Below are 22283 nucleotides of genomic sequence, written 5' to 3' on the forward strand. Positions count from 1 at the left end.
AAAAATGGTGAGAGGAAGTTGTACAAAACGTGATTTGATAAGTAAAAAGAGTGACATCTTGGAAGGATAGATATGTCTTACGCTCAAACGAAGACTCAGGCAAAATCTGGGTATAAAGCCGGGGTTCAAGATTACCGACTAACTTATTACACACCTGATTACACACCTAAAGATACAGATCTTCTGGCGGCGTTCCGTGTTACACCCCAGCCCGGAGTTCCCTTTGAGGAAGCAGCTGCGGCTGTAGCGGCTGAGTCTTCCACTGGTACATGGACAACCGTATGGACAGACTTGTTAACCGACCTAGATCGCTACAAAGGTCGTTGCTACGATATCGAACCAGTTCCTGGCGAAGACAACCAATTTATCGCTTACATTGCCTATCCTCTGGATCTCTTTGAAGAAGGCTCCATCACCAACGTTCTAACCTCAATTGTAGGTAACGTATTTGGTTTTAAAGCTCTGCGGGCATTGCGTTTGGAAGACCTTCGCTTTCCTGTTGCTTACATCAAGACCTTCCAAGGGCCTCCTCACGGTATCCAAGTTGAGCGTGACAAATTAAATAAATACGGTCGTCCTCTGTTGGGTTGTACAATCAAACCAAAATTGGGTCTGTCTGCTAAGAACTACGGACGTGCTGTATACGAATGTTTGCGCGGTGGTTTGGACTTCACCAAAGACGACGAAAACATCAACTCCGCACCATTCCAAAGATGGCGCGATCGCTTCTTGTTCGTGTCTGACGCTATCAGCAAAGCTCAAGCTGAAACAGGTGAAATCAAAGGTCACTACCTAAACGTCACCGCCCCTACTTGTGAAGAAATGCTGAAGCGGGCTGAGTACGCTAAAGAACTCAATCAGCCCATCATCATGCACGACTACCTAACCGCAGGTTTCACCGCTAACACCACCTTGGCTCGTTGGTGTCGTGACAACGGCGTTCTGCTACACATCCACCGCGCGATGCACGCAGTAATTGACCGTCAAAAGAACCACGGTATCCACTTCCGTGTATTGGCTAAAGCCCTACGTTTATCTGGTGGTGATCACATCCACACAGGTACTGTAGTAGGTAAATTGGAAGGCGAACGTGGTATCACAATGGGTTTCGTTGACCTATTGCGTGAAAACTACGTTGAGCAAGACAAGTCTCGCGGTATTTACTTTACCCAAGACTGGGCTTCTCTACCTGGTGTAATGGCAGTTGCTTCTGGTGGTATCCATATCTGGCATATGCCCGCCTTAGTAGAAATCTTTGGTGATGACTCCGTACTCCAATTCGGTGGTGGTACACTCGGACACCCCTGGGGTAACGCTCCTGGTGCAACCGCTAACCGTGTAGCTTTAGAAGCTTGCGTCCAAGCACGTAACGAAGGTCGCAACTTGGCTCGTGAAGGTAATGACATTATCCGCGAAGCTGCCAAATGGTCTCCTGAATTGGCTGTTGCTTGCGAACTGTGGAAAGAAATCAAATTCGAGTTTGAGGCTATGGATACCGTCTGATCATCAAGTAAAAGGTAAAAAGTTAAAAGGTAAAAGGTAAAAGAAAATCTTTTTACTTATTACTTTTTACTTTTAACTTAAATTTGGGCTGGGTCAAGCATGAATCTCAAGCAAATAGCTAAAGATACAGCCAAAACTCTCCAAAGCTACCTGACTTATCAGGCGCTAATGACTGTGTTGGCGCAGCTAGGCGAAACGAATCCACCGTTAGCACTATGGCTGCAAACCTTTTCTGCCGGCAAAGTTCAGGACGGAGAAGCTTATATTAAACAACTTTTCCGAGAAAAACCAGATTTAGCCTTGCGGATTATGACTGTCAGAGAACATATAGCTGAAGAGGTAGCCGATTTCTTGCCAGAAATGGTTCGTAGCGGGATTCAGCAAGGCAATATGGAACAACGCCGCCAGCATCTAGAACGCATGACGCAGTTGAGTTTATCAGACCCCAGTCCTGAATCAGAACAGCAGACAATTTCCGAACCTGACTGGGATCACTAATCCAGCTAGGCTAGTACAAGTAATTATTTCCAAATAGCAACCCATTATCACCAGCTATGCAAACCTTACCAAAAGAGCGTCGTTACGAAACCCTTTCTTACTTACCTCCCCTCACCGACGTTCAAATCGAAAAGCAAGTTCAATACATTTTGAGCCAAGGCTACATTCCAGGTGTTGAGTTTAACGAAGTCTCAGAACCCACCGAATTTTACTGGACAATGTGGAAGTTGCCTTTATTCGGCGCTAAAACCTCCCGTGAAGTATTGGCTGAGGTTCAATCCTGCCGTTCTCAATATCCCACACACTACATCCGTGTTGTAGGTTTTGACAACATCAAGCAATGTCAAGTTCTCAGCTTTATCGTTCACAAACCCAACAGATATTGAAAAAGTTACAGGTAAAAGGTGAAATTCCTCATACCTGTGGTTTTAATATTTAACAGAAGAGAGGTAAATAGTTTTACCTCTCTTTTTTTGCGGCATAAAATTTTGTTTATTATTGTAGTGCGATCGCCTCAGAAATACTGCATGATTGTAGAGTGCGATCGCCTATCAACTTAATCGAAATAACCCACATTAAAGATTTACTGATTTTCTGTGTCTTCTAGTTGAGTTAACCAAACTTCTAAATCCGCTACCGTGGCAAAATCCAACAACGCTTCTCCTAGAGGTTCCAATTGTTCAATAGACAATCTTTGAATTTTATCGGTTAAAGATATCTCGATTTCTCCAAAACGCCGATTTAACAGTCGCAGAATTAGTTGTTGTTCTCCTTGTTGTAGTCCTTGTTGTAACCCTTCCTGTCTAGCGCGTTCTCTGTCTTGTTGATACAGTGGTGCTAATCTCATTACTAACTCCCGATCATCTGTTTCTATATTCTGGTTGATTCGCAAGTTTTGTTGCAGGCTATAAAGCAATTCTAGCGTCACTCTTTTGAATGAGTGAGTTGTTGGGAGTGCGACTAATTCGTCAATCGCTTGCTGCTGCACTCTACCACGTCCTAGTATTCTCAGCCATAGTGTTTCGGGAATACATGGTAACTGATGAATTACCACGATCGCTGTGCGGAAATGTTTTGGTAAAAAGTAGATTCCTTTCCCCCAATCTAAGTTTAGTTGTCCACCAAATCCAGAAATTATACTTTTTGAGCAAGTGGGCGTTAGTATCCATAGTTGAGGAATTTCTGCGTCTGGTATTTTAGTTTTGCTGCGATTAACTTCTCGCTGTATGTCCCTTCTGACTTCTAATAATTTAGAGATACAATCGTGGATTTCTTCTATTGATGCAGGGTTACGGAAGGGTTCAAAGATGGCTGGTGTTGTCACCATTTTTCCTAATATTCCCAACGTGACTAAATTAGCTGTTTGTGTGGGAATTGGTGTAAATAATACGTCTATTTCTCGCACTTCGGCGGCGACTCGACTGGGTGCTTGGACTTGTCCATAAGGCTTTAGCAATTCTTCTAAATAGTCTTTAGAGAATTGATCATGGATAAATCTCGTCATTAAATTGGCTTGGGCAAAGATAATTGTGGTTATTTTATCAAAGCGATCGCACACACATAGCAATACTGATAAAGTTGCAAAAGAACAAGCATCTAGTGTCAGCTAGGAGGAAAGCGTTGTGAAAGCAGTCTTAATGACAGCAGCAGGTAGTCCTGAAGTATTGCAATTACAGGAAGTACTAGCCCCAAGTATTCCTTTAGATAATACGCAACTTTTAGTCCGCTTAGTAGCGGCTGGGATTAACCCGATTGATACTAAACTTCGCAGACGTGGTACCTTTTACCCTGATAAAATGCCGGCAATTTTAGGCTGTGATGGTGCAGGTATTGTTGAAGCTGTGGGTGCTGGTGTACAAAAGTTTCGTCCGGGAGACGCAGTATATTTTTGCTACGGTGGCTTAGGCGGACACCAAGGTAATTATGCGGAATATACTATTGTGGATGAACGATTTGTGGCGCGTAAACCCGCATCTGTGTCTTTTGCAGAAGCAGCCGCAGCACCGTTAGTATTAATTACTGCTTGGGAAGCTTTATACGAACGGGGAAGATTAGAACCAGGAGAAAAGGTGTTAATTCATGCGGGTGCTGGTGGTGTCGGCCATGTTGCAATTCAATTAGCTAAACTCAACAATGCTACTGTCGCCACTACGGTGAGTTCTCAGGAAAAAGCGAAGTTTGTCCAACAACTTGGCGCAGATTATCCAATTTTTTACAAACAAACAGATTTTGTCCAAGCAATCTTAGATTGGACTAATGGAGAAGGAGTAGATTTAGCTTTTGATACTGTTGGCGGCGAAACTTTTCAAAACACCTTTCCAGCGGTGCGGGTGTATGGTGATATTGTGACGATTCTAGAACCTGATGCGAATACTGTGTGGAAAATTGCGAGGAATCGGAATCTCCGTATTGGCTTGGAGTTAATGCTAACACCGATGCTATTAGGAATGGATGAAAGTCTGCAACATCATGCGGAAATTTTGGAACAGTGCGGGAGTTGGATGGAAGAAGGTAAGTTGAAAATCCAAGTTAATCATCAGTTTTCGTTAAAAGATGCAGCAAAAGCCCATGAATTAATTGAAACTGGTGCGATCGCAGGTAAAATTGTCCTGCTGATTAGTGATGAATGATTGACATTTGAGTAAATTATTTTTTCAACACCAAGGTACGCGGAGGTTTGCTGAGAATCTTATATTGGTGTTCCTCTGCGTTTTATTGTTGAGTTTTTTATTACCTTTGTCTGCTGTAGCTGCACAGACACAATTAGAACGTACACCCCTAACTCTGGAACTGTTACAAGAAAGATTAAGCAAACCCATACTCCGCGAAGGTAATTTAACTGTGGATTTGCGAGAGATGGTGATTGATTTGCGTCCAGAAAATGGTAGTTTTCGGGATGCTTTTTATCAGTTATTGCGGAAAGAATTACAAAAAGCTGGTGCGAAACCTTTAGGTTTAGACCTCAGCTATTCTGTGATTCAGGGGGATTTTATTGGGAGTGATTTGGGTTTACGCACACCTTTATATGCTCAAGCGATCGCACCAATTTTTACCGCTACAGAACAAGCACAATTAGAAAGTTTACGTCTAGTCTGTTTACAATCACTAGCGATGTCTAACGACAAGCCGCTTCACGTCTACGCTTTACCTAACTCTAAAGATTGTCGCTCACTTTTGGCAACTGATGCAAATTCTTCTGGTGAAATTAATGTTTTTCGTGGTACTTTAACTCTGGTAAATACGCGCTTTAATGGGCAAGTACATTTCCTCAATACTTTCTTTCTTCAATCTGTAGATGCCCAAAATGCGACTTTCTTACAAACAACAAATTGGAGTGAAGCTAGATTTAGTCGTCTGGTTAGCTTTATGAATGCTACTTTTCGACAAGCTAGTAATTTTCAAGGGAGTATTTTTTTTGATAAAGCTAATTTTAAACAAGTTCAATTTCAAGAAATTGCTGATTTTTATGGGAGTTTTTTTGCTCAAACCGCTAACTTTAACCAAGCTTTGTTTAAGCAGTTAGCTAAATTTAACAAAGTACAATGGCAAAGTAATACTAATTTTTCTGATGTACGCTTTGCTAATCAAGTTCAATTTACCAAGGCAAATTTTAATCAGTTTTTATTGTTGACAGAAGCCACTTTTGAACAAGCTGTGAGTTTTCGGGAAGCCCAATTTAATCAGCCTATAAATCTGCACGGTGCGAGTATCTTGAATTTAGCCGACTTTAGTGATGCGAGTTTTGCTAAAAATACTTTTTTAAATGTATCTGGATTAAGTTTTAACTCTAACCAAGCCAAAATTTTAGGTAATCTTGGTCAAATTGGCAAAATGTTTTGTGTAACTAGTTTACAAGGTAATCAAAATATTCTGCGGAATTTAGGACAAAATTTTCGTCAGCAACAGCAAATTGCCGATGCTAATCAACTGGAGTATACCAAACAGCGTCTCAGATTAATTGAATTAAGTCAAAGTTTACTGAGAACAAACATTAATAGTGCATCTATAAATCGTTTGATTAACTTGGGTTTTTCAGCAACACAAGCAGACGCAATCATTAAGCGTCGGGCTATCAGAATGTTTCGTTATAGTAATGAGATATTAACTTTAGCAGATATTGATTTAGAAACATATAATAAACTCAATAATCGCCTGAGTTTTACTGAACCTCTAGCTTTAGGCGGATGGATATTACAAGCTTGGAGTTTGTTCGCTTTAACTCTATTACTGTTATTAAGTGGTTATGGTACAAATTTTTGGTTAGCTTTTGGTGTAGGTGGTGTGGCGATCGCTTATTTTGGGTTACTATTTTGGCTAGTAGATCGTTACCGTCGTCTCCGTCCTGTAGTAATTATTCCTACATATTACGAAACTGTCTCTATATTAATAGGTTTTAGCTGTTTAGAATTTTTTAGTTTGTTAGCTATCTTTCGCAATGCCGAACAGCCTTGGTTAACCTTGGGATGTTTATTGCTCATTATTATCCCTGTACCAATAACGTTAATAGTACGATTATATCAACAGGGACGCTATCACGATTTAATGGATGTTTCTTACTTCACTGAGGATGGAACTTTTCGACAATTAAGATTATTGATTGGACGTTTACCAGTGATACCGAGAAACTCCACATTTCGAGAAAGATATATGCCATTATTAAGCGATCGCCGCTGGAATTGGCTGAATTATTATGACTTTAGTCTCAACAATTTAGTGCGATTAGGATTTAATGATATTCGTCTGCGCGACCAACATTTACCAGGAATAATTGCTACCCTTGCTTGGTATCAGTGGAGTTTAGGTGTACTGTATATTACCCTAATTTTGTGGACACTTTCGCGCACAATTCCCGGATTGAATTTGTTGATTTATCTGAAATAATGCTCATCAGTGAATGTCTAATTCAAGCAACGGAGTTTTTTGTGTATACCTTAAAAACCTTGCAATCTGGTGATGAAGCATGGCTAGAAAATTTTCTATTGCAACACGCTGACACTTCCATGTTTCTGCGATCAAATTGGCGCGAAGCTGGACTACTCGACCAAGGTGGAAGGTTTCAAGGAACATACGTAGCTGCGATCGCTGATGCAACTATAGTTGCAGTGGCCGCCCATTATTGGAATAATATGCTTGTCATCCAAGCACCAGTGCATCTGGCGGAAGTGGTGCAAGCAACGGTAGCGCAGTCTCATCGCCCGATTTCGGGAATTGCAGGCCCAGCCGCACAAGTTACGGCTACTAAGCAAGTATTGGGACTTGTGAAGCGACCAACTCAGCTTGATGAAAGCGAGAGATTGTTTTCTTTAGCATTGCAAAACTTACAAGTACCTCCAACTTTATTGGAAGAAGTGGAATGTCGATTACCTTACCCTGAAGAGTTTGATTTACTCAGCCAGTGGTGTGCTGAATTTAATGTGGAAGCATTAGGACATACTAAAACTCCTAATTTAATCTTAAATTGCCGCCGTGAGCTAGAAGCACGCCAAGCTAGAGCTAGACATTGGGTGTTAGTACTAAATGATACTCCTGTAGCTTATACGACATTCAATGCTTGGTTGCCAGAAATTGTGCAGATTGGTGGAGTCTGGACACCACCACCACTTAGGGGAAAAGGTTATGCCAAATGTGTAGTAGCTGGCTCATTATTAGAAGCGCGATCGCACGGTGTTGAACGCGCTATATTGTTTACCAATCAAAAAAACCACCCAGCCCAAGCAGCATACCAAGGTATCGGTTTTCGTCCGACTGGGGAAGAATTCGGTTTAGTAATTTTTGGTGATTAGTAACTCGAAAAATACTGCTAGTACAGACCACACTTCGACTACGCTCCGTGACCATCTGCAATTGCTAAAAGGCTTGTGGTATCACTATTCTTTCTTTTTCCTTTTTCCTTTTAACTTTTGACTTTTACCTTGTTGTACTAGACCTCTAAATCCACTCAAACCCCTGTGCAGCTAGATATTCTTTTGCCGGTTCCAAAACTTCTTTATTAATTACTAACTTGACTTTTGGCACACTTAGGTAAAGTCGAAAACGCTGCACAAACCAACTATTAGCAGGCTCAATTTTCCTAATCGCACTCCAAGGAATCAACAACGGCGGTAGCCCAAAACTAAATAAAGGAAAGATACTCAAATAAATTCCTTGGCGGCTAACACCAACATTCAAAGTTCCTTTGTAATAAAGCCAACCCACAGAACCATGTTGCATCCGCCAGAAGTTTGCAGGTGGTGATTCGTAGGTGCGATAGTGCTTGGCAAGACGATTCCAATTAAGATGCAAGACAAATATTGTCAGTAAAGGAAAAAATAGAGCAAGAGCCGTGAAATACCAATCAGGGATGCGCGACATTTGTTTGTCAAGATTGATGTTTTAACTGTCATAACAATTCTGCATCAAAGAGCATATGGCGTTTTTAGTTTGATAGGACTTACGCACTCGTGACGAAAAGTCAGCCTTTGCGATTACTTCGCTTTGCTCGTAATGACGTAAAATCTTAGGCTGTGCGTACATCCTGTTTGAGTCATGATAAATAACAAAGAGTAAAATTCTGAGGTAAATTAATATAAACTTTTCCGTTCCTCTTACTTAACAATTAGTTATAAACTATCTCCAGTTAGTTCTATTTACCGACGATGGATCATTTATTTTGTACATATATCTTAGCCCCTGATTGAAATCAGAAATTTAAATTTTATTTGCAATATAATAATTGCCAGTTTAACAAACTGTAAAAATTCCTGCTTAGGCAAAAAAGCTTAATAAAATATTTAGGAAATATCCTGTAAAAGACATTTAAAAAAGAGCATAATTTTTCTTAAAAGGAACTATTATTTAGCCTTGCTAGTTCTGTGAAGAGTTTTGATTTATTGGTGCAAACACTAGGGCTGAAACGACGGTAATTTAAGCTTTTTTGCTTCGTACTATATATGCTGAACAGACATATCTAAAAAGAACTAGTAGAAAAGCTACTCAAAAGTATAAATAGCGGATATGTTATTGGCATTAATGAGTCTATTTATTGGCACATTGGCATTGATGTCAAAATTGGCGATCGCTTAGTTTTTTTAAGGAGAATATCTTCTATGGCTCGTAAGAAAAAATCATCGGGTTCTAGATTTCAGCATTTACTACATACTAGATGTCCTATCTGTTGTATTGTTCCACCTCACATGCTGGAACATGTGGCTGTGAATGGTAATCCTCAGCAACGTTCTTGGGCGTTTCATACATTAAACGTTTCCGCACAGTTCCAGGGGCGACGGAATGTTGTCGGGAATATTTCCTTCTCTCCTTCTCCTGGTGAGAAGCGACGCACTATCTACGATGCAAAAAATGGACAGCAACTTCCAGGTACTTTAGTACGTGGTGAGGGTGATCCTCCAAGCACCGATGAAGCAGTGAATGAAGCTTACGATGCTGCTGGTGCTACTTATGACTTATATTATGAGGTGTTTGAACGCAACTCCATTGATGATAAGGGTTTACGTTTAGATTCTACCGTACACTATGGTGTTAAGTATGACAACGCCTTTTGGAACGGCGACCAAATGGTATACGGCGATGGTGACGGTGAATTATTTCAACGCTTCACTAAATGTATTGATATTATTGGGCATGAGTTAACACATGGAGTCACTCAATACGAAGCTGGTCTGCAATATTATGGCGAACCAGGGGCGTTAAATGAGTCATTTTCTGATGTTTTTGGTTCTTTAGTGAAACAAAAGCTAAAAAATCAAACAGCCGATCAAGCCGACTGGATTATTGGTGAAGGTCTTTTAGCGCCGGGTGTGAATGGCATTGGGATTCGCTCGATGAAAGCACCGGGAACAGCTTATGATGATCCTGTCTTAGGTAAAGATCCACAACCAGCACACATGCGAGATAAGTTTACTGGCTGGGAAGATAATGCGGGAGTGCATATAAATTCCGGTATCCCCAACTATGCTTTTTATTTAGCAGCAGTTGAGATTGGGGGCTATGCTTGGGAAAAAGCCGGGAAAATTTGGTACATTGCTTTGCGCGATCGCTTGCGTAACCAAGCACAATTTAAAACCGCAGCTAACATCACTATCCAAGTCGCAGGCGAACTTTATGGTATTGACAGCCTAGAACAAAAAGCTGTACAGAATGCTTGGCAAAAAGTAGGAGTACTTTAGTTGATAGTAATGAGCAATGATGAATCATGAATCAACAATGGCTTCATAATTCATGATTGATCATTCCGAATTTTTACTGTATTTTTCATTGTTGCTAAACTGGGAGAAGATAGTCATTTTCTCCCAGTTTTTGTATGCAACGGAGACTTAATCATGCGGATCACATTTGAACGCACAGGCGGCTTTGCTGGGATAACTAAAAAAACCACCCTTGACACCAACACGCTGTCAGCAAAAGAAGCAAAAGAACTACCATTATTAGTCCAAGCGGCTGATTTATTTCATTTACCTGCACAAATTCCCTCGCCTAATCCTCAAAGCGATCGCTTTCAATATAGGTTAACTGTAGAAGACAACGATAAACAGCACACAGTAATTGTCAGTGAAGCAGCCTTACCAGGAACTTTAAGACCTCTCATTGAATGGCTAAATAACGCAGCCAAGCAAAAATAATTTAAGAGGAACTAGAGACTAGTATTTTTACTCAGCACTTTTACAAAACTTCCCAAGCTGTACCTTTGTAACCATAGTCAAAAATTTCTGGATGCAGCATTTCTGCCAAAATTTCTAAAGAATCTACTAATCGTGGCCCTGGACGGTTGAAGTAAGCATTTCCATCAGTAATATAAACTCTGCCTGTTTGATTGGCGTGAAGTTGTTGCCATTCTGAACGTTGAGTTAATAAATCAGCCTCTTTGCGAGTGCGAATTAAATCAAAGCCACAAGGCATAAATATAATCACATCTGGATTGGTGGCGATGAGTGTGTCCCATTCCAAAAGTACCGAAGGTTTACCTGGAACACTAAATAGTGACTGTCCGCCCGCTAAGTTGACTAATTCGGGAATCCAGTTTGCTGCTGTCATCAAAGGATCTGTCCACTCAATACAAGCAACTTTAGGCAATTCGTTAAGTGAAAGTCCTTGAATTTTTTGTTGAGTAATTTTAACTCTAGCTTCTAAATTTTCTAGTATTTTTACTGAATCTACATTAAAGATATGAGCAACTTGTTCAATATCAGCCCACACATCTTCAATCAGATTAGGCTGTAAAGAAATAATTTTTGGTGAAGTTGAGACAAAATTAGCAACTGCTTTTTCAACTTCTGGTAAGCTAACTGCACAAACATCACACTGATCTTGAGTCAGAATGTGAGTAGGTTGTAACTGCTCTAAAACCTCAGTTTTAATTTGATAAATACTCAGTGCCGATTGCAACAAATCATTGACTTTAGCGTGAATATTGCCACTAGGCTCATCAGTGCTTAAGCGGGCTTGTGTACAGACAGGAAGATTTTTGATTTCTGGGGGATAGTCGCACTCATGCGATCGCCCCACAATTGCATCAGCTAACCCCAGCGTGGCTAAAATTTCCGTTGCACTTGGTATCAAAGAAACAATTCTGATATTGCTATTAGTCATCGCACCATCTCCAGAACATCTGCTTACAGTTCAATTTTTACAAACTTTAAATAAATAAGTATCTTTCTGTAGGAGAATGCCGCAAATTGTTACTGCCGTGATTAGCTGAATAAATTGACTATTTAAGAAAATTTCATAAATCAATATATTTCCGCACTGATTACTCCCATTGTATGAGATATCTTCTTCAGGAACGATACTATCTTTGTGCCTTCTATGCTATTGGGTGGTAAGCATTAATAAATAGTTCCGGAAATTAGGTGTATTTTGAAAGTGTATGAGCTTATTAATAGCATAGTAGCTATATGGAGTTTATCTATTAAACTCATAAAATTTTTAACAAGCAGCCATTCCGCACGTAGTTACATACCAGATGATTGCCAAAGGTGGATGACTAATAATAATGTAATTTTAGTGGTAGGTATTGCACTGACATCAAAGATTTTAATGAAAAAAAATATACAATCCGGATATGAAAAACCCTGTGGGGTAGTTGTAGTTATAAAAGATGGTTCTATTTCTGTGATAGCTCTGCCAGACGTGGTAATTACTTAACAGGTGTAATAGATGCAATTAGCAGTGATTAATGATAGCAAACAAGAGATTGTGCAAATCAGAGAAAATGAGCAACGTAAACAGATTCAATCCCTAGTGCAATTGGCCAGGAGCAAGACATTCCAAAAAGGCAATCTCAAGGCAACCTTACAAGAAATTACCGAAGTAGCAGCAAAAACACTGGCTGTGGAGCGAGTTGGCGTATGGTTATACACTGCTGATCACACCTCAATTGAATGTAAAAATTTGTATGACTTGAAGAAAAAAATACATATATCAGGTCAGACATTATTAAAAGCAAATTATCCTAATTATTTCCAAAGTTTAGAAGTGGAGCGCAGTCTAGCAGTTAGTGATGCTATTAACGATAATAGAACCCAAGAATTAGCCGCATCTTATTTAAAAGTATTTGGCATTACATCATTACTAGATGCACCAATTTGGCTGGGAGGACGAGTGGTAGGTGTAGTATGCCATGAACACTTTGGAGACATCCGCCAGTGGACTGTAGATGAAGAAAACTTTGCTAGTTCAATTGCGGATTTTGTCGCCTTAGCCATAGAAGCGAGCGATCGCCATACTGTACAAGCAGCGCTACAAAAAAGTGAAGCCAAATTTCGCGCAATATTTGAGCGTTCGTCTATTGGTATTGGACTTGCAGATATCAAAGCTGAGATAGTAGATATTAATCCCACATTATCGCAAATGCTGGGATACAGTCGGGAAGAACTGTACGGTAAGTACTTTATCGATTATATTTCCCACCAAAAAGGAGATTTAGAGGTATATAAACAACTAATATCAGGAATGCGCGATCGCCTTGAAATCGAAAAATATTTCCGACATAAAAATGGTCAGTTAGTTTGGACTAACCTCTCAATTTCTATGATTCCTGGGAGTAATGGCACACCAGAGTTTTTTCTGGCAATTATAGAAGATATTACTGAGCGCAAACAAACAGAGTTAAAACTCCGTACATCTCAAGCAGCCGCAGAAGCGGGTAATCGCGCCAAAAACGAATTTTTAGCCACAATGAGTCATGAACTGCGAACTCCTTTAAATGCAATTATGGGATTATCACAGTTGTTGCAACATGGAATGGTTGGTTCTTTAAATGAAAAACAACAAGAATATATTAATTGTATATATAGTAGCGGAGAACATTTACTAGCAATTATTAACGATATTCTTGATTTATCAAAAGTAGAAGCAGGTAAAGAAGAACTAAATTTATCAACTGTATCGGTAGTAGATTTGTGCAATTACGCCATTTCGACAGTACATGATCAAGCTAAAGAAAAAGGTTTAAACCTGATCAGCAAAATTGATCCACAGGCAGAAACTTGTAAAGTGGATATTCGTCGGAGCAAACAAATGTTAATTAACCTGCTGACGAATGCGATTAAATTTACACCAGCCGGTCAGGTAAGTTTAGAAATTAATAAAGTTCCTGAAGGGATTACCTTTATAGTTGCAGATACTGGTATTGGTATAGATAGTAATCAATTTCAATTTCTCTTTGAACCATTTAAACAATTAGATAGCCGCTTAAATCGCCAGTATGAAGGTACAGGCTTAGGTTTAGCCTTGACACGTAAATTAGCCCGATTACATGGTGGAGATGTAACAGTCGAATCTAAATTGGGAGAAGGCAGCCGTTTTACGTTATTTCTACCAGATCAAGTAGATTTAACCACAGATATCAACATAGTAGATGAAAATATCAGTAAATTTTATGCACCTGCAAACAAATTAAATGAAAAACGTATTCTACTTGCGGAAGCAGAAGAAAATATAGCCATATTTTTACACGATTATCTCCAACTTATTGGCTATCAAGTTGAGTGGATAAATACTTTAGATAAATTATTAGAAAAAATCACAAATTTTCAGCCAAACTTAATTTTGTTAGATACGCAACTTTTGCCAAGTCAAGACTCCAGTTTATACCAAATATTAATGCAGGAATCTGAATTGCAAAATATTGCTGTGGTATTTATGGGTGGTAACGAAAATGAATTGCCAGAATTGAACCTGGGACAAGCAGATAAATATAACTATATTTTAAAGCCAATTCGGATTGTTCAGCTTGAATCAATTTTGATGCGATATTTAAGCTAGTAACGTAAGGTGTAAGTCAAAAATCACAAATCATGTAAAGCAATTTGATATTGCAACATGAAAAAAGATTTAAATTGAGGAGCAAAAATTTCACAGTAAAATTATACTCAAAAAAATAGTTATAAATCGGTAAATGTAGCTTATTTTTAGGCTATTTTTAGCTTTTTATGCGAAAAATATGAATATAGCTGGCTTTTAAGCACTTGGATTACTCCGTAGTTGGTATAGCATTTCCCGAAGCGTGCATTGTTCACGCCAAAGTTATAGTGCTATGAACTATTGACCCTTGACTATGGAATAAATGAAAAATTGCTACTGACGATCCACTGATCTAGCGAAGTAAACTAGAAGGAATCTTATGACTCCTGTGGTGTAACACCAACCTATGTCGCTAAAAATAGATCGTGGACTGTTTAGATATGACTTTATAGACCATCATGCAGTTTTGTGCGTTTCAGTGGATGCGGATGTAAAAGAGATCCGCAAGCGTTATCTGCAAATTGCTCGTCGTTTGCATCCTGATAGTAATGCTTCTGCCACTCCTGGGGAAAAAAAGCTGGCTAGTGAATTATTATCTAAGTTGGTTAACCCAGCTTATGAGGCACTATCTGGCGATCGCAGCCGCACAGAATACATGATAATTTTGTCTCAAATGGGTAAGCGTTTGGTACAAGATTCGGCTTCTATAGAACTTACCACCGATTTAGCCAGACAGCTGGCGGCGGCTCCCAATATTGATCATTCCTATAAAACTGCGATCGCTAAAATTGCTGAAACTCAATACAATTCTTTACAGCAAGTAATACCTATCATTGCTCAAATTAGTGAGTTGAACTTAGTCTATTTAATGCGGAGTGCGGGTAAAGCTTTCTCTAGCCAATCGGCTGCACCTAAATCTGCACCGAGCGCCAACACTCCTCCAGATACAGCAGCAGCACCGCCACCACCGCCAGCGCCACCAAAAGAAGACTCAGCCGCGGAACAATATATTCGGCGGGCGCAAGGTCTAATTGAGAAAAACCAATTTGCTCAAGCCAAAGTCGAGTTGCAGGATGCACTGAAACTCGCACCCAAGAGTGGCCGCTGTCATAGTTTGATTGGCTTGGTCTATTTAAAGCAAAATCAGCTAAAAATGGCCAAGATTCATTTTGACAATGCTTTAAAATTAGACCCGACCGACCAAATAGCGGCCACATGGAAACCTAAAATAGATAAAGCTTTGGGTCAACAATCAGGTGGTTCTAAAGCGACTCCATCTGCCAAAACTGGGAATACACAACCAGATAAATCGGGAGGTGGAGGTTTATTTGGAGGTTTGTTTGGTGGGAATAAAAAATAATGGTGTATCAACCAGCAGCGGGAGCGAGGGATTTATTACCTTTAGATGTGGCTCAAAAACGCTGGATTGAAGATAGGTTACAGCAAGTGTTCCATCGTTGGGGATATCACAAGATTATTACCTCAACGCTGGAACGGATGGACACTTTAATGGCGGGGGAAGCAATTCAACGCCAGATGGTGATTCAACTGCAAAATTCAGAAAATGAAGAATTAGGATTGCGTCCAGAACTGACAGCTTCCATTGCTCGTGCTGTAGTTACGCGTATGGAAGCTGTTACCTATCCGCAACGACTTTATTATCATGCCAATGTCTTCCGACATATTTGGGAAAATCGGCACAATCGTCAGCAAGAGTTTTATCAAGCTGGTGTGGAACTTCTAGGTGTTGGTGGATTGCGGGCTAATGCTGAAGTACTGCTGTTGGTGGGTAATTGTTTAGACGCATTGGGTTTGAGGGATTGGCAGATAGTTTTAGGCGAGGCGGGAATTACCCGATCGCTTTTGCAAGCTTTTCCGGCTAATTTACAAGCAAAAGTGCGTCAGGCGATCGCTCACCTTGATCGTGTGACTATAGATACCTTGCCGCTAAGTGAAGATTTACGCGATCGCGCCAGAATCATGCTCGACCTGCGCGGCAAAAGTCAAGACGTATTACAAAAAGTCAGTAGTCTGGGTTTAGACGCAGAACAGCAAGCAGCAGTAAATAGCCTCAAATCTCTAGTAGATTTACTAGAAAAAGAAAGGAATTTTCCTGTAATTTTGGATCTCAGTTTAATCCAGACCATTGACTACTATACAGGGATTGTCTTTGAAATAGTCAACAATAGCGATTACCCAGCCAGAGTTTTAGGGCGGGGTGGTCGCTACGACCAACTTTTAGGACTGTATCACCCCCAAGGCGAAAACATCCCCGGCATTGGTTTTGTCCTCAACATTGAAGATTTATACCAGGTTCTTTTATCTAGTCAGCAATTGCCGCAAGAAATTCCTGCCAGCAACTGGTTAGTAGTACCAGAAACCGAACATGCTGAGGCGGCAGCTTTTGCATATTCCCAAAAACTCCGTGATTCTACTCATCTAGTCATAGTAGAAATGGAATTAGGAGGCAGAGATGCACAAGCTATTCGTCAGTATGCCAGCGATCGCCGAATTGCCCAAATCGCTTGGATTAAAGCCGATGGCTCCCCCACAATAGAAAGTATTAGCCAATAGTTCAGAGTCAATGGTCAATGGTGAGCCAGCGCGGTCTTCTCCCAAAGGGAGAGGCTAACGCCCGCCGTAGGATGCCCAAAGGGCTGTAGGGGGTTTCCCCCATGAGCGACTGGTGTTAGCGCAGCGTTAGCGACGTTAGGAGCGTCACCCCGAAGGGGTCAATAGCAAAAACCATTGACTTTTGACTATTGACAAATGACCAATTAAGAGAGGGAATCTATCAAATGCCACACACAATTGTCACTGATGTTTGTCAAGGCGTTGCCGACTGCGTAGATGCTTGTCCTGTAGCCTGCATCCATGAAGGGCCTGGCAAAAATGTTCAAGGAACAGATTGGTACTGGATTGACTTTACTACCTGCATCGATTGTGGGATATGTTTCCAAGTATGCCCAGTAGCAGGGGCGATCGTTCAAGAAGAACGCCCAGATTTGCAAAAAACACCTTGAAGAAGAATTCAGAAGCTAGAATTCAGAATCAATTAGGCATTGCTTGAGTTTAAGGGTGTGGGTGTATGGGAGTACAGATGTTCAAAATCCTCGTACCACTACATCTTTGCACACATATTATTCAACATATAGGCATTGGATTAACTTCACCAATGCCTATTTTTGTATTCATCCATAAGACTGCAACTCAGTACCGTATAAAAAATTTATATAATCTTGATATCTTCTTTGTAAAAGTTGATAGACTGTCTACTTGATTACCTCAGTTAGCAACCTCAGCTAAATCTGGAAAATAAGTAATACTTGCATTTCCTTTAGAACAAGATATTGAAATTCATGAAAAAACTAAGTAGTTTTTCTAGTGTTAAGTTTTTAACTTCTAGTATAGCTACATTAGCTATTAGCTTGATCTCAAGTCAAAGTGCTACAGCAGCAACAATTGCTCTTGGCTTTACCAAGCTAACAGGTGTAACTGGTGGTTCTCCTGCAACTACTGCTGTTTATCGTGCCGAAATTCCGGTTTTAAGCTTTGGTGAGATTGCTTCCATTGTAATTAAAGATATTAGTAATGGGACTGGTGGCACTCCTGGTAATGTCAGTGGCTTTGATTTAGATGGGATCAAACTTAGTTACCTTGCTGTTGACAGCGCCGTCGCCGCGAAAAACATTTCTATTTCAGATTTAGTAGACGTTTTTGATTTTACTCCTACAGGAACTATCTTGACTCTAGGAAGCCAGCGTCCTCCTACAACTCCGCCATTGTTTGGCACTACAGGCGGTAATGTCAATAATGCTGTGGCTACGCTGGGAAATTTTGATGCTAATTCTACTACTGACCCCAGGAGAATTTTTGGATTTTTCAGCTTGGGAGACAATGGTCAAGTAGAATTTAAACTTAAAAGTCCTGTTTTTACAAATATTCCGTTATATCTTTACATTGGGGAAGTTGGCGACAATGGTGAAGTTGCAGTCGGAGAAGTGATTGTTTCACAGCCAGCCAGTCCTGTTCCAGAACCTAGTGGTCTCGCTGTGTTATCTTTGGCGGGGATATATTTGGCAGTTCGCCACTGCAAAAAAAACAAGTCTCAATAATTTTCCATAGAGTTATATACAATCTGATGTGATTGCTGAAATTATTTGTGTAGAGAGGAAACAGGGAACAGATAAAAGTTTCATTCGCGTTTCTGAGAGAGAAGACATAGCATTATAAAATTCGATTAATTTAAGGATTGTATGTCAGGTTCAGTTGATCACTCTGCCCCAATACTCGAAGTACACAATGTCCATGCTGGTTACATCAAAGATGTGGATATTCTGCAAGGTGTGAATTTTCGGGTAGATGCAGGAGAATTGGTGACAGTAATTGGCCCCAACGGTGCGGGTAAATCCACCTTGGCAAAAACTATTTTTGGGCTTTTAACACCGCATACAGGCACAATTACTTTTAAAGGTGAAAATATTGCTGGACTAAAATCAAATCAAATTGTTAAGAAAGGCTTGTGTTATGTACCACAGATTGCTAACGTCTTTCCTTCTTTGAGTGTGGAAGAAAATTTAGAAATGGGTGCTTTTGTGAGTAATGCACCTCTCAAACCAGTCAAAGATAAGATATTTGCTATGTTTCCCAAATTGAGCGATCGCCGTCGTCAACGGGCTGGTACACTCTCTGGAGGAGAACGGCAAATGCTGGCGATGGGCAAAGCATTGATGTTAGAACCCAGTTTATTACTGTTAGATGAACCATCAGCGGCTTTATCGCCGATTTTGGTAACTCAGGTATTTGCCCAAATTAAGCAAATTAACCAGAGTGGTACTGCGATCGTACTTGTAGAACAAAATGCTCGGAAAGCTTTAGAAATGGCTCATCGCGGTTATGTTTTAGAGTCTGGACGGGATGCAATTTCTGGCCCTGGGCAAGAATTATTAACAGACCCGAAAGTGGGTGAATTGTATTTAGGTGCAGGTAAGGGTCATTAAAAAAGAATAGGACTTACGCAAGTGTCAGATTTTTTTCGTTTAGGCTGTCAATAGTCAATGGTCAACAGTCCAAAAAACCCTTGATTTTTGTCCATTGACCTTTGAGTTTATGATTTAGTGTGCATACTAAAAACAAATATAAATAAATGCCAATAGCTCAAAAGTGGTTGACTAGAAAAGCTAATCAATCAGTGCTTGTTTTGCTGGTCGGAGGATTATTATTTCGAGCCATAATTGCTTTTTGGCTTTACCCTACATTTGATGAAGCTTACTACTACCTATACAGTTTGCATCTCAACTGGAGCTATTTTGATCATCCTGCGATAGTTGCTTTTACGACTGGGTTTGGTACTTGGTTAACTGGAGACGTATCACAGTTTACTATTCGTCTAGGAGCTATACTTTGCCATACAGGCAGTTTGATATTTTTATATTTGACTAGTCAGAAAATATTTTCTGCCAAAGCTGCCTATTTTACTTTGGCAATTGCTACCATCTGTCCAATTTTTCAAATTGGTTTTGGTATCCTGAGTCTACCAGATAGCCCGCTGATGTTTTTTTGGTCGGCTAGTTTATATTGTGCAGTTACTGAATTTCTGCGTCAGCCTCATTCATATATTCCTAGCTATCGTTTAGCTATTTTAGGAATTTTGGTCGGGTTAGCCTGTAATAGCAAATATCATGGGTTTATTTTGGGGCTAGGGTTACTTGGGTTTTGTTTCAGCAGTTCACCACATCGAGTTGTATTGCGATCGCCTTGGGCATGGTTCAGTTTAGGATTATTTATCATTACCATTTCCCCAATTGTGTTTTGGAATATGCAGCATGATTGGGTATCGTTTAGTTTTCAATCAGCACGAGCGGTACCGAAAACTGGCTACAATTTACTGAATGTTTTATTAGTTTATTTAGCTCAGGTAGCTTATTTATTCCCAACCCTAGGTTTTCCTTTATGGCGTGTCAGTTTGCAACCAATACTCAGAAAAATCAAGCAAATTTTTACGCAAAAACCTATCACTTACCAAGATAATTTCCAGACAGAAAAACTCTTAATTTTATGGGTTTCATTACCCTTAATTTTAGGCTTTACTTTTATTGGCGGATATAGACAGATTCTACCAGCTTGGACAATGCCCGGATTTTGGGGAATCACTTTATTATTAGGACAACAAGCTGTTATTTGGGAGCAAAAATCCCGGCTTTGGGTGCGGCAATGGCTCTTAGGTTCGGGAATTATGGTTGTGAGTATCGTCCTCATTTTACTGTTGCAATTAACTTTAGGAATTTTCCAAAAACCTAGCCAATACGCCTTGTTGGGAGGATTCTTACCTGTTCAGAATGACCCTTCTACAGAACTAATTGATATTCAACAACTGCGCCGTAGTTTTAGTGAATCGCCAATTCTCAAAACAGCCCTACAAAATTCTAGTTTTATCTTTACTAATCGCTATTATTTAGGTGGGCCAATTGCCATGTCTCTGGAACCTGTAGCGCAAATTCCCATCACTTGTTTTGATATTGGTAATGATAACCGTGGTTTTGCTTTTTGGTCGAGGGCTAAACAATGGGTAGGAAAAGATGCACTATATATTACTACTGCACCGTTTAACTTGCGAGAAGATTTAATGGCTAGTTATCGCAATCATTTTCGCAGTGTAGAAGAGATTGAACAAATAGTAATTCGCCGTGGTGGTGTGGCTGTGAATATTGTTTATGTCTATCAAGCTAAGACACTGCTTAAACCCTATCCCCGTGCTTATGGAGTTTGAGCCTTTGCATTTATCTGCACAGTAGCAATTATGAGGCAAATACCAACTAGCAAAAAGGCTAACCCACAAAACAACGCACTAATAACAGGTGTCATTTTTGCAACTTGGGGAAATAACCAACCGAATAAACTCATAGCTAAAGCAAACCCACCAAAGTAAGTTCCTATCCCCAAACCTGCCCATTTTGGAGATATTAAGCCCAAAGCTAGGGGAATTGCGCCGTTGATGATGGTGCTAAAGCCGGCTACTAACAAGACTATCAGCGGTAAGATTGCACCAGTAAAAGCGATCGCCAATATTGAGATAATTGTTGTACCTACGCCCAGTAACATTGCCTGACAATTACCGATTTTGGTAGCTAAAACTCCGGCGGGTAAGGTAGCAAGAGCGATCGCCAGCCCAATGTACACTAGCAACATATCAATATTATTGGTATGAAATTGCGCCTTGAGCAATTGGGTTAAGCTATTCATCATGAGTCGCGTACCCCAAGCCACACCTAAACCAGTGGCGAACATTAAACCCAATTCTGGATAGGGAAATTTCCCTACTGTGGTGTCATGCTGAAAATTGGGTGTTTCGGGAGGATTCACCCAACGTAAGATCCCCGCCGTAGCCAGCATCACAAAAGAAGCGACAGCAAAGGCGAAAATTGCCCCCAAGCTGAGAATATACTGATTAGCAATTGGTCGAAAAGCCCCAATCATTCCCCCGACAAAAGTCACAACACTGACTGCTAATGGTAACTGGGGAGGTGTGGCGTATTTCCCTAATAAAACCATAGCGGGACTACGAAATATTGTCATAGCTAAAGCCCAGGCTACCAGAGTTATCGGTAAAAGCGATCGCCAAATTACTGTAGGCTGGACAAAAGTTACGATACATGGTAGCGCAATAAAAAGTGTTGCAGAAAGGATGACACCGACAGAGATAAAGGGGAAGCGACTACCGAACCAGCGTTGAGATTTATCGGACAATCCCCCCATTAAGGGTTCTAGCAGCGCACTCAAGGCATTTTCGATGACTAGCAAACCAGCTGCTAAAGAGGCGGAAAAACCAAACTGTGTGAGAAGTTGGGGCAAGTATAAATTGTAAATTAACCAAGCCAGACTAATTGACCCTTGTACGGCTGCTAACCCCAATACTTGCAGCCATAAAACTTGTGCAGGCGATCGCGCAATACTCATAATAGAGAAAAGGGAGGTAACTTATATTACCTCCCCTCTGATTTCCGCTGCTGGAAATGTGGATAATTATTAACGCAATGTGTGACCTA

At 40.3% G+C, this 22283-nt stretch carries 19 protein-coding genes; 15 read left to right on the top strand and 4 right to left on the bottom strand.

The window, feature by feature from the left end; genetic code table 11:
- Window positions 1–72 precede the first annotated feature (72 nt).
- The 3 genes from NCWK1_RS02400 to NCWK1_RS02410 all read left to right on the top strand — a co-directional run bounded on the left by NCWK1_RS02400 (window position 73) and on the right by NCWK1_RS02410 (window position 2387).
- Window positions 73–1503, top strand: a complete 1431-nt coding sequence (locus NCWK1_RS02400) for a form I ribulose bisphosphate carboxylase large subunit (RefSeq protein WP_096580500.1) — start codon at window positions 73–75, stop codon at window positions 1501–1503.
- A 99-nt stretch (window positions 1504–1602) separates the two neighbouring features.
- The gene (gene rcbX, locus NCWK1_RS02405; RefSeq protein ID WP_103123592.1) at window positions 1603–2001 is read left to right on the top strand and encodes a RuBisCO chaperone RbcX; all 399 of its coding nucleotides are present in this window, start codon (window positions 1603–1605) and stop codon (window positions 1999–2001) included.
- A 56-nt stretch (window positions 2002–2057) separates the two neighbouring features.
- Window positions 2058–2387 (top strand): ribulose bisphosphate carboxylase small subunit, encoded by a 330-nt coding sequence (locus NCWK1_RS02410; RefSeq protein WP_096580496.1) that lies wholly within the window; start codon window positions 2058–2060, stop codon window positions 2385–2387.
- Between the two features lie 197 nt (window positions 2388–2584).
- Here NCWK1_RS02410 and NCWK1_RS02415 read toward each other — a convergent pair whose 3' ends face one another.
- The gene (locus NCWK1_RS02415) at window positions 2585–3505 is read right to left on the bottom strand and encodes a DUF4351 domain-containing protein (protein WP_103123848.1); all 921 of its coding nucleotides are present in this window, start codon (window positions 3503–3505) and stop codon (window positions 2585–2587) included.
- Window positions 3506–3623: 118 nt separating this feature from the next.
- Here NCWK1_RS02415 and NCWK1_RS02420 point away from each other — a divergent pair, with 118 nt between their 5' ends.
- From NCWK1_RS02420 to NCWK1_RS02430, 3 genes are read left to right on the top strand one after another with little or no spacing between them, the layout of a single operon-like run.
- Window positions 3624–4631 carry a zinc-dependent alcohol dehydrogenase family protein gene (locus NCWK1_RS02420; RefSeq protein ID WP_103123593.1) on the top strand — a complete coding sequence of 336 codons (1008 nt, stop codon included), beginning with the start codon at window positions 3624–3626 and terminating at the stop codon, window positions 4629–4631.
- A 7-nt stretch (window positions 4632–4638) separates the two neighbouring features.
- Window positions 4639–6882: a pentapeptide repeat-containing protein gene (locus NCWK1_RS02425; RefSeq protein WP_103123594.1), complete on the top strand. Its 2244-nt coding sequence runs from the start codon at window positions 4639–4641 to the stop codon at window positions 6880–6882.
- Window positions 6883–6923: 41 nt separating this feature from the next.
- Window positions 6924–7784, top strand: a complete 861-nt coding sequence (locus NCWK1_RS02430) for a GNAT family N-acetyltransferase (RefSeq protein WP_245894805.1) — start codon at window positions 6924–6926, stop codon at window positions 7782–7784.
- Window positions 7785–7929: 145 nt separating this feature from the next.
- On the opposite strand, the gene NCWK1_RS02435 is transcribed toward NCWK1_RS02430, so the two are convergent.
- Window positions 7930–8352 carry a hypothetical protein gene (locus tag NCWK1_RS02435; protein ID WP_096580486.1) on the bottom strand — a complete coding sequence of 141 codons (423 nt, stop codon included), beginning with the start codon at window positions 8350–8352 and terminating at the stop codon, window positions 7930–7932.
- 734 nt (window positions 8353–9086) lie between these two features.
- Here NCWK1_RS02435 and NCWK1_RS02440 point away from each other — a divergent pair.
- Window positions 9087–10163, top strand: a complete 1077-nt coding sequence (locus tag NCWK1_RS02440; RefSeq protein ID WP_096580484.1) for a M4 family metallopeptidase — start codon at window positions 9087–9089, stop codon at window positions 10161–10163.
- A gap of 153 nt (window positions 10164–10316) precedes the next feature.
- Window positions 10317–10616 (top strand): protealysin inhibitor emfourin, encoded by a 300-nt coding sequence (locus tag NCWK1_RS02445; protein ID WP_096580482.1) that lies wholly within the window; start codon window positions 10317–10319, stop codon window positions 10614–10616.
- Window positions 10617–10656: 40 nt separating this feature from the next.
- On the opposite strand, the gene NCWK1_RS02450 is transcribed toward NCWK1_RS02445, so the two are convergent.
- A complete protein-coding gene (locus tag NCWK1_RS02450) occupies window positions 10657–11583 on the bottom strand; it encodes a cobalamin-binding protein (protein ID WP_103123595.1) in 927 nt (308 codons plus the stop codon).
- Between the two features lie 567 nt (window positions 11584–12150).
- On the opposite strand from NCWK1_RS02450, the gene NCWK1_RS02455 reads away from it, so the two are divergent.
- From NCWK1_RS02455 to NCWK1_RS02485, 7 genes are all read left to right on the top strand, one after another.
- On the top strand, window positions 12151–14259 hold the full coding sequence (locus NCWK1_RS02455) for a hybrid sensor histidine kinase/response regulator (protein ID WP_103123596.1): 2109 nt from the start codon (window positions 12151–12153) through the stop codon (window positions 14257–14259).
- A gap of 385 nt (window positions 14260–14644) precedes the next feature.
- A complete protein-coding gene (locus NCWK1_RS02460; RefSeq protein ID WP_103123597.1) occupies window positions 14645–15598 on the top strand; it encodes a J domain-containing protein in 954 nt (317 codons plus the stop codon).
- Window positions 15598–16812: an ATP phosphoribosyltransferase regulatory subunit gene (locus NCWK1_RS02465; protein WP_096580474.1), complete on the top strand. Its 1215-nt coding sequence runs from the start codon at window positions 15598–15600 to the stop codon at window positions 16810–16812. The genes NCWK1_RS02460 and NCWK1_RS02465 overlap by 1 nt, the downstream gene beginning before the upstream one ends.
- Window positions 16813–17036: 224 nt before the next feature.
- Window positions 17037–17261, top strand: coding sequence for an indolepyruvate ferredoxin oxidoreductase subunit alpha (locus NCWK1_RS02470; protein ID WP_096580472.1), 225 nt, complete (start codon window positions 17037–17039; stop codon window positions 17259–17261).
- 336 nt (window positions 17262–17597) lie between these two features.
- Window positions 17598–18353 carry a PEP-CTERM sorting domain-containing protein gene (locus tag NCWK1_RS02475; RefSeq protein ID WP_103123598.1) on the top strand — a complete coding sequence of 252 codons (756 nt, stop codon included), beginning with the start codon at window positions 17598–17600 and terminating at the stop codon, window positions 18351–18353.
- Between the two features lie 141 nt (window positions 18354–18494).
- Window positions 18495–19238 carry an ABC transporter ATP-binding protein gene (locus NCWK1_RS02480; RefSeq protein ID WP_096580468.1) on the top strand — a complete coding sequence of 248 codons (744 nt, stop codon included), beginning with the start codon at window positions 18495–18497 and terminating at the stop codon, window positions 19236–19238.
- 146 nt (window positions 19239–19384) lie between these two features.
- Window positions 19385–21007, top strand: a complete 1623-nt coding sequence (locus NCWK1_RS02485) for an ArnT family glycosyltransferase (RefSeq protein ID WP_103123599.1) — start codon at window positions 19385–19387, stop codon at window positions 21005–21007.
- On the opposite strand, the gene NCWK1_RS02490 is transcribed toward NCWK1_RS02485, so the two are convergent.
- Window positions 20995–22194 (bottom strand): MFS transporter, encoded by a 1200-nt coding sequence (locus NCWK1_RS02490; protein WP_103123600.1) that lies wholly within the window; start codon window positions 22192–22194, stop codon window positions 20995–20997. The genes NCWK1_RS02485 and NCWK1_RS02490 overlap by 13 nt on opposite strands.
- Window positions 22195–22283 lie beyond the last annotated feature (89 nt).

It is taken from the genome of Nostoc cycadae WK-1, assembly GCF_002897135.1.
Lineage (GTDB): Bacteria > Cyanobacteriota > Cyanobacteriia > Cyanobacteriales > Nostocaceae > Nostoc_B.